The organism is Paenibacillus sp. J2R1T-4 (assembly GCF_059692235.1).
The window spans coordinates 26,727-39,234 of the sequence record NZ_JCAUBA010000029.1 but is presented as its reverse complement, the minus strand read 5'-3'; the positions used below and the strand labels follow the sequence as shown (position 1 = coordinate 39,234).

At 46.0% G+C, this 12,508-nt stretch carries 12 protein-coding genes and 1 riboswitch; of the genes, 1 reads left to right on the top strand and 11 read right to left on the bottom strand.

The genetic code is table 11. From position 1 onward, the window contains the following. Position 1 precedes the first annotated feature (1 nt). The 8 genes from AC58QD_RS30110 to AC58QD_RS30075 all read right to left on the bottom strand — a co-directional run bounded on the left by AC58QD_RS30110 (position 2) and on the right by AC58QD_RS30075 (position 8,336). Positions 2–982, bottom strand: coding sequence for an ABC transporter substrate-binding protein (locus AC58QD_RS30110; protein WP_497338746.1), 981 nt, complete (start codon positions 980–982; stop codon positions 2–4). A 216-nt stretch (positions 983–1,198) separates the two neighbouring features. Continuing rightward, positions 1,199–1,384, bottom strand: a riboswitch (cobalamin riboswitch). Positions 1,385–2,176: 792 nt separating this feature from the next. After that, complete coding sequence (locus AC58QD_RS30105; protein ID WP_497338745.1) at positions 2,177–4,117, bottom strand: FtsX-like permease family protein; 1,941 nt, start codon at positions 4,115–4,117, stop codon at positions 2,177–2,179. Then, complete coding sequence (locus AC58QD_RS30100) at positions 4,104–4,871, bottom strand: ABC transporter ATP-binding protein (protein WP_497338744.1); 768 nt, start codon at positions 4,869–4,871, stop codon at positions 4,104–4,106. Before AC58QD_RS30100 ends, AC58QD_RS30105 begins: the two co-directional genes overlap by 14 nt. Positions 4,872–5,075: 204 nt before the next feature. After that, positions 5,076–5,582 (bottom strand): hypothetical protein, encoded by a 507-nt coding sequence (locus AC58QD_RS30095; RefSeq protein ID WP_497338743.1) that lies wholly within the window; start codon positions 5,580–5,582, stop codon positions 5,076–5,078. A gap of 167 nt (positions 5,583–5,749) precedes the next feature. Continuing rightward, positions 5,750–6,016 (bottom strand): aspartyl-phosphate phosphatase Spo0E family protein, encoded by a 267-nt coding sequence (locus AC58QD_RS30090; protein WP_497338742.1) that lies wholly within the window; start codon positions 6,014–6,016, stop codon positions 5,750–5,752. 125 nt (positions 6,017–6,141) lie between these two features. Further along, positions 6,142–7,359 (bottom strand): aminotransferase class I/II-fold pyridoxal phosphate-dependent enzyme, encoded by a 1,218-nt coding sequence (locus tag AC58QD_RS30085; RefSeq protein ID WP_497338741.1) that lies wholly within the window; start codon positions 7,357–7,359, stop codon positions 6,142–6,144. A 14-nt stretch (positions 7,360–7,373) separates the two neighbouring features. Then, entirely contained in the window at positions 7,374–7,865 is a 492-nt protein-coding gene (locus tag AC58QD_RS30080; protein ID WP_497338740.1) for an Lrp/AsnC family transcriptional regulator, read from the bottom strand. A gap of 156 nt (positions 7,866–8,021) precedes the next feature. Beyond that, on the bottom strand, positions 8,022–8,336 hold the full coding sequence (locus tag AC58QD_RS30075) for a hypothetical protein (RefSeq protein ID WP_497338739.1): 315 nt from the start codon (positions 8,334–8,336) through the stop codon (positions 8,022–8,024). A gap of 172 nt (positions 8,337–8,508) precedes the next feature. On the opposite strand from AC58QD_RS30075, the gene AC58QD_RS30070 reads away from it, so the two are divergent. Beyond that, positions 8,509–9,306, top strand: a complete 798-nt coding sequence (locus AC58QD_RS30070) for a class I SAM-dependent methyltransferase (RefSeq protein WP_497338738.1) — start codon at positions 8,509–8,511, stop codon at positions 9,304–9,306. 1 nt (position 9,307) lies between these two features. Here AC58QD_RS30070 and AC58QD_RS30065 read toward each other — a convergent pair whose 3' ends face one another. The 3 genes from AC58QD_RS30065 to AC58QD_RS30055 form a co-directional block, all read right to left on the bottom strand. Then, on the bottom strand, positions 9,308–10,699 hold the full coding sequence (locus AC58QD_RS30065; RefSeq protein ID WP_497338737.1) for a sensor histidine kinase: 1,392 nt from the start codon (positions 10,697–10,699) through the stop codon (positions 9,308–9,310). Continuing rightward, positions 10,696–11,445: a response regulator gene (locus AC58QD_RS30060; RefSeq protein ID WP_497338736.1), complete on the bottom strand. Its 750-nt coding sequence runs from the start codon at positions 11,443–11,445 to the stop codon at positions 10,696–10,698. Before AC58QD_RS30060 ends, AC58QD_RS30065 begins: the two co-directional genes overlap by 4 nt. Before the next feature lie 85 nt (positions 11,446–11,530). Continuing rightward, complete coding sequence (locus AC58QD_RS30055; protein ID WP_497338735.1) at positions 11,531–12,499, bottom strand: carbohydrate ABC transporter permease; 969 nt, start codon at positions 12,497–12,499, stop codon at positions 11,531–11,533. Positions 12,500–12,508: the final 9 nt, after the last annotated feature.

Below are 12,508 nucleotides of genomic sequence, written 5' to 3'. Positions count from 1 at the left end.
GTTATTTCACCAGATCAGGATAAATCGCTTTGGCGATATCGATCAAACCTTGCGTCACGCGTGGACCTGGACGGGACAACAAGTTATCATCCAAGCCTTTAACTGCGTTATTCTTGATAGCCGTAATTTTTTCCCAGCCTCCGCGGCCGCGAATCGTCTTCTCGAGATCAGGTACACCCTTTGCGAACAAGATCACATCAGGATTAGATTGAATGATTTTCTCTTCGCTGATTTGTTTCCAACCAACCAGATCAGATGCTACGTTAACGCCGCCTGCCAGTGTAATAAGGTCGTCCATGAACTCTCCTTTACCTACCGTCCAGCCTGGGGAGAACTCAATATACACTTTTTTCTTTTGCTCTTCCTTTAATCCTTTTACTGCATCTACAACTTTTTGTTTCTCTGCTTTCATCTGAGCTACTACCTTCTCGGCTTGCTCCTGAGTATCGGTAATTTTCCCATACTGAAGAATACGCTCCATTGCTTGGTCAACCGTCTTAGGTTCTACAGAGAATAAGTTCAATTTCAATTCTGTCAGCTTTTCAACCGACTTCTTGTTCAAGGACAGCCCTGCGAATACGATCTCCGGATTAGCGGCCAGAATCGCTTCTGTATTCCCTTGCAGATTCCCCATCTTAGGCTTCGTCTTCGCTTCTGCCGGATAATCATCATAATCGGACACGCCATATATTTTGTTACCTAGTCCTAAAGCGAACAATACTTCTGTCTCACTCGGCGATAGCGATACGATTCTTTCTGGTGCTTTGGTGAACGTTACTTCTTTACCCGATGCGTCTTTAACCGTTAATGGATATACGGTTTTTTTGCTGTTCGCTGTTGCTTGCGGGCTTGCACTCGGGCTCGGACTGGAAGCAGTAACCGGCTCCTTGATCCCTGATGGACTTTCTTCTTTCTTGGCACAGCCGACTGCACTTGTCAGTAGTAACGCAGCAGCAAGTAACCATACGATTTGCTTCTTCATGCTAACATTCTCCCTCTTACTATGTAGTTGAGCTTCCTCGAGAGAATACCGTGGACACACTTGCTAGGAACAACAAACAACAAAAACCTCTACCCGTGGCAGGATAGAGGTTCAGCAAATCAAGGGAAACGTCGTGACCATCGTAACGGAGCTGTTTGCGCTGAAACGTATGTTCACTTCCTGATTCAGCCGGTCCTTTTCCTCGAAGGATTCCAAGAGCTGTACACCATATAGGCAGGTCTCCTGACTTATAGGGTTACGATTCCCTCACAAACTTGCATGAAGAAATCCCTATTTCACAGTGGCGGGACCGCGTCAGTCTTTCACTGACTTCCCTTTTAACCGTCATCTTTCAAGCTTACAGCCAAGAACATGTACGGCACCTATAGGTAGTTCCAAGTATTCTATTGATTAAGCATCACGTATGAATTATAGACCATGGTCATCTATCTGGCAAGGGTCGGCAAAAACCAGATTACATCTCGGCAATCAGCCAGCGCCAGAGTTGGGCAAGGAGGAAATGCCTTTGCCATCAATGCGTCACAGATCGCAGTAGTTAGAATCCGCCCTCAGGGTTAACCGATCATATCTCTATGAAATGTAAAACCTCTGGTGCATTATGCTCCAGAAGTTCTTGGCAGTTGAGTCAATTGCAAAAAGGTTGTTACTACTTAGGTCCTGTAGAGACCAGTTTGCCACTGCTAGTATAGGTTATTTGGGTGAAAAAGACAGCTTTTTCCGGGATAGCAAGTTTTGCTACTGGTTATTTGGCCTGGATTGAGGAGAATCAGTTCACAATGCGGAAATAAGGGATAGTCAGATTGGCTGCTACGTGCCTGAGCGATGAAATGGCCCAAATAGACAATAGTAACATGGCTTATCTGTAAGTTTCGCCTCACTGTAATTCCTACTATCCACGATAAACAGAAATGTAGCAGGAAAAAACAGCGATTTTCGCATACGGAAGGTGGAACCACACAACGGATTCGAGTAATCGAAACCTAAGCAGTAACCAAAAAGCAATTATTTTCAATACATAACCAAAATCAGCTTACTTAATTGCAAAAAAGCAACTATTAGACCACCAAGTCCACTTTTAATTGCTTTCCTGCAACTAATTAGGCCCAAACACCCCGGACACCCTGATTTAATTGCTTTTCTGCAACTAAATTCACCCGCCGTCCTTCAAGCTCCTCAAGCATTCGCAATCTTATTGAAGGAATGAACCGTAAGCACATAATAGATAAAGTAAATGCCCGCATAAGCCAGCATCGACACCGTAATAGGGAAGAACAAGTTAATTCCTATGAGACTTCCAAGCAGGGACGAGAATGCATGAATAATGATTGAACTGTGCAGCATCCCGACGAGTAGAGGAAGCAGGAAGACGAATAGGGATTGCTTCGCAATGGAGCTGCGTATTTGTTTGCGGCTTAAGCCGATTTTATGCAGAATCGCATACCTCTCTTTGTCTGCTTGTGCTTCTGTCAATTGCTTGAAATAAATCATACTGCCCGTAGCAGCAAGCAACACGAGTCCCAGAAATCCAAAAATAAACACGTTCAGGCCTGATTCTTCCATCCCTTTTCTGTATTCTTTATAAAAGGCGAACAACGGATCATGATCGGTACCCTTGTTTAACTCCAGCAGTTTGGCGGAAGTGTCCGCAGTCGTTTTCTCGCCTTGTACTTTGTATACTTTGTAGATCAATGGAGCGGTTTGTTTGGCCAGATCAGCGAACATAGCATCACTAATAATGAAATAGAAATCAGGGAATTTCCAATTCAGTACTCTCTCTTCCAATAGATCGACAAATTGAATCGTGCTAGTCCCTTGCGGTACAGACAGCTTCAGATTCTTCCCTTGGAAATCGGCAAATGTGAATTTCGTGTATAAAGGCTTAATCGGCATAGCCTGATCCCCGGACAATTGAATGGTAAGCTCTCTGGATAAGGCTTTCTGTATCTCGTTAAACGTACTGACGGCTATTAGCTTGATCGGCTTGTTATCCGCATCGAGGTACCGCGGAGGCAGCATAGACGGATCGGAGAATTCCCCTGCCGATTTAATAACCGGAACATCCATGGATATCGTAACAGAGTGCTCCTTGTCTTGAGCAATGATAGCTTCTATTTGACGATCAAACGATTCCCCTTCGGATATATGCATATAACTGAATGGTGAATGCTTCTCAGCTGTCTTCTCGATGCTGTAGTACGTACTGTAGCCCAAGCATATAGCTGATAAAGTAAAAGCGCTTAACAAGGCAATCATAGCTAATAAGCGGGCGTTTCCTTTCATCCTGTACATCAATTGAGAGGTGCCAATCATCTTCATACCGCGATAATAGCTGGACTTGTTCCTCTGCATCAGCTTTAACAATACTATGGTGCCCGAACGGAATATAAGGAAAGTTCCAATAACAATACCACCCATTAATATCCCAAGATTTCTAAGTATTTGTTCATTGGACTTGAAGGGCTGGTCCGATGCCCAATAGCTGATGCCAATTAGAATCAATCCAACGAGAGCAGCTAATAGTGAAGCCTTGGGTACTTGTTCGCCTTCTTTCTCTGCACGGAACAATTCAATGAGCTGGAACCGATAGATCAATCTGTACCCTTGAATCGATGTGAACAGCAGGATGGCCGTGAACACCGCTATTGTATTCCCGATCGCACCTACCGACAAGCTGAAGCTTACATTTACGGCCGAGCCAAGCAGCTTAAGCAAGATCATGAGGAACAGCTTGGATAATAATGTACCCAATATAATTCCAGTTATGAGCGCGAGAGCACCCATAATCAAATTTTCATAGAACAGCATCTTGCCGATCGTACTCTTCCGCATACCGAGCAATGAATAGAGGCCAACCTCTTTCTTTCGTTTCTTAGTGAAAAAGGAATTAGAGTACCAGATAAACAAGGCAACAAAGATGATTAGCATAATGGAAGCCTGCCGAAAAATAGAGCTGATTGCAGTTGAAGCCAACATGGTGGTCTGAATGTCCGAGCTGTACTGCATGGAGACGAAAGTGAAGTAAATAACAACGCTGCATATCATCGAGACGAAATAAATCAGATAGTTTCTGAAGTTCCCTTGAATATTACGTTTCGTTATACTAAATATCGTCATTCGCGCCACCCCCGAGCACGGACAACACATCAAGCACTTTCTTGAAGAAATCTTTGCGTGATGAATTCCCTTTTACAAGCTCCGTGAACATCTTTCCATCTTTAATGAATAGGACTCGCTTGCAATAGCTGGCGGCGAACGCATCATGGGTTACCATCAGAATAGTAGCCTTGTCCTGCTCATTCAAATCCTTTAGACTTTCCAGCAATTCAGTGGCTGACTTGGAATCGAGCGCACCCGTAGGCTCATCAGCAAGAAGTAAGCTTGGCTTGGCAATAATCGCGCGACCAGCTGCCGTCCGCTGCTTCTGGCCGCCGGATATTTGATACGGGTATTTGTCTAACAAGGCTCTGATTCCGAATCGATCCGCGATTGTCTCTACTTTCTGCTCTATCACAGCAACATTCGTTTTGGACAATGCCAGCGGAAGCACAATGTTTTCTTTGACGGTTAACGTATCTAGAAGATTGTAATCCTGGAAAAGAAATCCAAGCTTCGTGCGGCGGAATGCGGACAGCTCCTCTTCCTTCATCTTCACGATGCTCGTTCCATCAATTACAATATCGCCAGATGTCGGCTGATCTATCGTTGCCAATACATTCAATAGTGTCGTTTTCCCTGAGCCAGATGGACCCATAATCCCTACGAACTCGCCTTCCAGTATAGTTAGATCAATCCCGTCCAGTGCTGTATACACGCTTCCCTTCGAACCATATACCTTCTTCACTTGCTTCGCTTCTACAATTGTTCTCATCTTCCGATTTCCCCCATTCGACGTCCCCGTCCTGAGCAGCGGGGTGACTTTATGTCCTTATCCTACTAGACTTAAGTGCATGCAGCCATCGAAGTAGCTTACGAGGAGTCAAATCAATCTTACATTATTGTCACATCGTGGTCAGGTTGCTCAGTTGATTTATACAAACAATGCCATCCCCAGGGGACGGCACCGTTTCAAGCATTATTTCTCCATGATCGCTTTCAGCACTTGCTTCGATTTCTCTTTATCCTTTGCGCGGAATGGAATATAAGCCATCATTTCTCCGCCCTTGTATCCAAGATCCTTTAACCATTTGGTATTCGTCACTGGCACTCCAACTAATTTGTCTTTATATATACCTGCAGGATAATCTTCTTTTTTGAAAGTATCATCGAGACTGATGTAGCCATCCTGATTCGCTAACATGTCGAACTGCGCCTTCGGCACAATGAACAGCCCATTCTCCCCTGCAGCGAGTTCTACGACCATCTTGTCTATACTGAACATAGGAGTAACGAATAATTCCACTGTTGGTGTTTCTCCAACCTTTTCTTTGAGGGATGCCTCCATCTCCTCATTTTTGTTAAATGGCGAGCTCTCTGCGAACATTGCAAATATAGGGACATCCGCTTTTGGACCTCCGCATCCGGCTAATACCCCGATTAGCAGAGTCAATACAAGTCCTAACGCCAACGTCTTCTTCCTCATGTGCTGCTTCTCCCCTTATCCATGGCTTTATACTCTATCTACTTGTAGGTTATCATACCATATTGAGAGCTTCTACGAAAACGCTACCTTCTTCCATCTATTGGACGAATAAGAACCCGCCCCGCGGATAGCCGCGGAACGGGTTTCAATAGATTGTAATGTCAGTCCTATAGGGACTTGCGCATATATTCATTAATCTTCTCATCCAGCATCCGGCTAATATCCACAACATGCTCTGCCGTCAACGATTGGTTGTCTAAGAAAGCTTGCTCCATTGACATTCGCAGTCGAATTATCTCTTCCTCCAACGAAAGAGTTAGAGACTCCTGCTCAGAGGTTTGGTGCTTACGACGGTACGACCAACGGATCGGTAATGACTGTTCACGTGCAAGGCCATGATTGGACAAATGGACCATACCTGCTTCATTATACACTGGAACCCCTCCCTCCGTATCGAACCTTAAGACAAGCTGTTAATATCGCTGGTACTAAGACCAATATACCAGAAATAACTAACATTGGGGAGTATCCAAAGTACTACGAGGTATGCTGAATTCATCTAACCAACTCTTATTTTGTCGACAAAACCAGAAATACGGTCTAAAGCTTCAGTTAATTGTCCTACAGACGTAGCGTAGGAACAACGAATAAAGCCCTCTCCGCCTATCCCGAATACTTGACCAGGCACTGCCGCTACTTTACCTTCGTACAATAGCCTTTGACAGAACTCTTCCGAGGACAAACCCGTAGAGGAAACAGAAGGAAAGGCATAGAAAGCCCCTTGCGGCTCGTGACACTCCAGTCCCATCTCGCGGAAGCCTTTTACAACAAGACGGCGGCGTTGATTGTAAGCATCCACCATCCGATCCTTTTCATCCATTCCATGGGTAAGTGCTGCGTAAGCCGCAACCTGACCCATAACGGGCGCACACATGACCGTATATTGATGGATCTTGAGCATGGCAGAGATTAGATCAGGGTGTCCGCATGCGTATCCCATCCGCCAACCTGTCATCGCGAAAGCTTTGGAGAATCCACTAACCAGAATAGTTCGGTCTTTCATCCCTGGCAGAGCGGCAAAGCTCACATGCTTCGTACCGTAAGTCAGCTCGGCATAGATCTCATCGGAAATCACAATCAGGTCATTCTCTTCCACGATCTTCGCAATCGGCAGCCAATCCTCTAGTGTCATAATACCCCCGGTAGGATTGCTAGGGTAACATACCATGAGCACTTTGGATTTCGGCGTGATCTTAGCACGTAACGCTTCCGGCGTGAGCTTGAAGTTATCCTTCGCAAAGGTCTCAATCCCAACCGGCACGCCTCCCGTTATTTGGGTAATCGGGGAGTATGAAATATAACAAGGTTCTGGGATGAGGATCTCATCACCGGGACAGATGAGTGCACGCAGAGCAAGATCAATCGCTTCACTGCCCCCAATCGTCACAATTACCTCATCCTTAGGTTCATAGGTAACTGCAAATGAACGCTGCAAATATTCAGCGATTGCTTCACGCAATTCAGGCATACCCGCATTAGGGGTGTACTGTGTTCTTCCTCGATCAAGTGAATAGACACAAGCTTCGCGCACACGCCATGGGGTTACAAAATCGGGTTCGCCTACCCCTAGGGAAATAATGTCTTTACTAGCACTCACAAGGTCAAAAAATTTGCGTATTCCAGAAGGCGGAATATCGCGGACGAGCGGAGACAAATAATCCTTCATCGACTTATCGGTACCTGCAGTTCCTGGTCGCAGCTCTTCTTGATTAATCATCGCCATCTCTTCCTTTATGGTGAAATCTGCATCCGGTGATCATCCACATGCTCTTCGAAGATGATTCCGTCTTGCTTGTATTTTTTAAGTATAAAATGCGTTTTTGTTGAAAGCACGCTCTCGATTGGAGAAAGCTTATTCGAGACGAATGATGCCACTTCTTTCAAGTTCTTACCTTCTATCTCAACGAGCAGATCATACGCGCCGGACATCAAGTATACAGACTTCACTTCCGGGTACAAATAAATGCGTTCTGCTATCGCATCGAAACCGCGTCCTCGTTCAGGAGTAATCTGCACTTCGATCAAGGCCGTAACCTTCTCGTCGTCTACCTTGCTCCAGTTGACTATGGTCGCGTATTTCACAATCACGTGATCCGTTTCCATCTCATCGATCGCTTCGATGACTGCTTGCTGCGAAATGTCCAACATCGTCGCGATGATATCAACACCGCGGCGGGAGTCTTCTTTAAGCAGATCTAGAATTTGGTGTTTCAAATCATTCATAGCTTCAACCTCCCGATCCTTTTTTTCCCTTGACGAAGCTTACATGTGCCGTAAGCTTGCGCGTTATATCCCATCATACATCAAACCTAGTTCCATGCAAAGTAAAATAACCCCGCAATCTTTGTCGGGGTTAGTAATTTTTTTCTATCAATGACATTATAAGCTGCGGCTGTATTTGCGGGCGTGCAGCAGCTTTTGAATGGTTTGTTTGAGATCCGGGTTGCGGTGATTAGGTGAAACGAATATGGCCTCGGAAGTGACTTCATCGCCTGCTGCTGGGGCATCCATGCATAAATGTCCGAAGCCAACTAATTGATTATCATCATATACGGCTATATAGCGATCATTCGCATTGCCAGGCTGCGAAGCTCGGTCATGTGTTGTTAATCTGTACTTATAGTTCGTATCCTGCCCTATCAATTGTTCCAACATGAATGAATCCGGGATCCGATTATCGAATGCAATCATCATGAGGCTCCACTCCTTCTAATCTGTTTGTTCTCCCTATACTTATTATTATGCATTATTATGTATTTTAATGCAACACAATTGAAACAAAAAGGCTCTCCTGACTATTTGCGACTTACAGGCCTGTCTATTATACTGATTACAAATGAATGCACTGCAGAGGATGGAATCCATAATGCAAAAAGAAATGAATCTTAACAATGAACATGCATGGAATCAGCACGCTTACGATGCTTGGGTTAATCGTTTTGGCACTCCAGAGCAAGCCGCAGCGAGAATTACACAAGACCCTGCAGCCAAGATCCGTTCTTTTGCTGCGTATGCTGGTGATTTGGAAGGCAAGAAGGTTGCCAATCTGCTAGGCTCTCATGGCGGTAAAGCCGTACCGATGGCCCTTCTTGGGGCGAAGGTTACCGTTATCGATTTCGCTTCAGAGAATGCGAAATACGCCAGCGAGCTCGCTGGCGCCGCTGGTGTAACCATCCGCTATGTCGTAGAGGATGTACTCGAGTTACCGGAGACGGAGCTATCCGGTGATTATGATATCGTATTGATGGAGTTCGGCATCCTTCACTATTTCTTGGATCTGAACGCTCTAGCCACCGTTATCGCTAAGCTGTTACATTCCGGAGGTAAGCTGATCTTGCAAGACTTTCACCCTGTATCCACCAAGCTCATTAGCTCGAAAGGTACAACGGCTGCCATTCGCAAACATAAGGTAACCGGCGATTACTTCGACACTTCATTGGAAGAATCCGATGTCGCTTACTCCAAGTTCGTGTCTGATACGGATCCAGCCTCGATGCTCAAAGTGAAATTGCGCAAATGGACACTTGGAGAGATTGTCACAGGCATAGCTAGCTCAGGACTGATCATTGAACAGTTAGTGGAAGAAGCGAATGCCTCATCTGATGTATTCGACAAAGGAATACCAAAGACATTCACACTTATAGCCAGAAAGCCATCAGCTTGAATCAGACTTTATCCGAACTATCGCCAAAGCCCGCATATATGTTCGGCAGCCGAATCACGAAGCTCGAGCCCCGCCCCACAACGCTCGTCGCCTCAATATTGCCATTGTGCGCCTCGACAAGCGCCTTGGCAATGCTCAGTCCAAGTCCAACCCCTCCACTGAATCGCGATCGAGATTTGTCTGCGCGGTACAAACGATTGAATATATAAGGCAAATCCTCGGCCTTGATCCCAATGCCAGTATCCTCACACTCCACAATGGTCACATCTGCCGACCAATCGACCCTTAATGTGATTGTCCCGCCTTCTGACGTATATCGGATTGCATTCAACATGAGGTTGGTCATCACCTGGACTATTTTGTCCCGATCCACTTCCGCATAACAAGGAACATTGGTCGGCTCGAACAGGAGCTTGATTCCTTTCTCACGTGCCAGTGCCTTGTTGTTGAGATACATACGTCTCACTAATTCTGTCATATTGGTCCTTCGGACATTCATAGTGAATCGGGCTGCCTCCGCTTCAGATAACCGTTCTAGATCATTCACGAGTCTGGACAGACGAACCATCTCGTCATAAATATCCTGCAGACGTTCGGGATCTGGTTCGAATAGTCCGTCGACGATGGCTTCCACCTGGGACAAGATGGAGGTGAGCGGTGTACGTAACTCGTGCATGAAATCCTCCATCAGGTGATATCGCCAATCCTCTTGCCGCTTCAATTCAGCGGTCATATCGTTCAGTGTCGTGGCGAGCCGGCGAACCTCCTCCGGTCCTCGCACTGGAATGAACACATCTCGCTTGCCGGCGCTAATATCAGCAGCCATTGTATAAACAAGCTGAAGATGCCGGGACAGCTTCCTCGAGATCAGCAGACTGAATACGATCGCCACAACAATAATTGCTCCAATCAGCAGGTTCGTCCGTTTGCGCATCATCTCCCGGAATCCTTGGAATGCAGGATCCAGCTCACCCTTCTCAGCAAGATGGGACACCTTGACAATCCCATTCAGATTGCCGCCGTTGACATATACTACCCCTCGCCACACATCGTCCTCAGGCTCTCTGTTTGATTTGGCAAATGTGTCGAACCAGATCTCCTTGGAATCCTCATTCTCATAACGCAGCATCACCCCGTACAGAACAGCACGCCTCTTCAGCCAATCGGATTGCTGCTCAGTCAATGGTCCTTCCACGATTTGCTCTTTTCTCATATCATCCATGATCAAATAAACAGCTTTATCCAGATCCTTGCCCTTGAAGCTGTCGAACAGTTGATTCCAATTCATATTGTAAAGACTTACAATCAGGAAAATGAAGATGGATGAAAATACAAGGAAGGAGAGAAACAAAATAACATTCATTTTACGAAACAGATGGAGGTAACTCTTCATTCCTTACGATCCGTTTCATCGGGCATAGCTGCAAATTTGTAGCCAAGACCTACCACGGTGACGATATAGATCGGTTGAACGGGGTCGGGCTCTATTTTCTTCCGCAGATTTTTCACATGAGCATCGATTGCACGCCCATCACCCTGATATCGATACCCTTGCACCTTGTAGGATAAATCCATACGGCTGAAAACCTTGTTAGGCACAGCGCTCATCACCGATAAAAGCTTGAATTCTGTAGCCGTTAGTCCTGTTCTATGTCCGTTCAGAATCGCTTCCTTCTCTTCCAGCTGCACGATAAGCTGTCCGCGATTGAATTTGATCGTCTCTTCATGTTGTCCATTATGTTTATCCGGCATCACTCTGCGCATTAACGCATAAATTCGGGCCACTACTTCCTTAGCTCTGAACGGCTTGACGATATAATCATCCGCACCGAGATTGAGCCCGTTAATTGTATCGGACTCACGTGCTCTGGACGTAAGCATAATAATGGGAACATTCGATTTCTCGCGGATAAGGCGGCATACCTCTTCGCCTGGAAGACCTTCCAACATGAGATCCAGCACGATGAGATCATGCTGCCCGTAATCAAATTTCGAGACCGCCTCATGACCGTTGCCTGTATGCTCGGTTTCCCAGCCTTCATTGACAAAATAGGCAATCAACACCTCACGAATCTTAGGTTCATCCTCAATGATCAGAATACGAATTATGATCCCCTCCTGCCGCTCAACTATTTTCACTATGCATTCCACACCAATAGTTAAAATCCTGCTCGGAATAAAAGGAAGAAAACCCCAGTCGCTTGCTGGACTGGGGTAACCCTTGCTATTCGACCAAGCCAGTACGCTCCACACTCTCGACAAACCAGCGTTGTGCGAACAAGTACAGGAGTAGTGGCGGTAATATAATCAGGAAGGAGCCAGCCATCTTCAGAGGTTCATCGAATAAGGAAGGACCTGTCTGGGCAGCCTGCGCAGCAAGCGCCGTGTTAATCTGTGATACGCCCATGGAGAGCGGCACGTCTTTTGCCCCAATAAGGAACATACTAGGGGTGTAATAGTCATTCCAAGTCCACACAAAGGAGAAAAGGAATACGACCAGTATGGCAGGCCTGGATAGCGGCAGCATGACTCGGAGGAATACCCTGATCACACCTGCGCCGTCTATACGAGCTGCTTCTTCCAGCTCCTTAGGCTGAGTAGAGAAAAACTGCCTGTAGATAATAACGAACAATGCGCCTTTCAAGCCATGGCCGAACACAGCCGGCAGCACAATAGGGATGTATGTTTTCATCAGATGAAGCTGACTTGCAGCGATCAGCTCCGGCAGAATAATGACCTGCTGCGGCACTACGAAGCTGAGCAGCAAGCAGACGAACCAGAAATTTTTTAACGGAAAATCCAGCCTAGCGAATGCATAACCCGCTACCGCGCAAGAGAAAGTCTGCAGCAGGGAGACCGACACGGCAAGCATCAGGCTGATTCCGAACCACTTGGGATAATGAAGCTTGGACCAGGCATCCTGCAGCGTACCTGTGAATATTCGGTGCGGTACCCAACTGACGGATGGATCTATCAGATCGGCGGTATTCTTGACCATAGTAGAGATCATATAGAAAATCGGATTCAAGTAAATGTAAGCTATGTCGATAAGCAGCAAGTAAATGAACAGTCGGAACAGGAGACCCTTATCTGCTTCTTTGCCAATAATGAAATATCTGGCTTTGGTCAACCACAGTCTAAGCTTCATAAGATTGATCGATGGGAAACGGCGTTCTGTATTTATTTTGGCCATGACGACTGC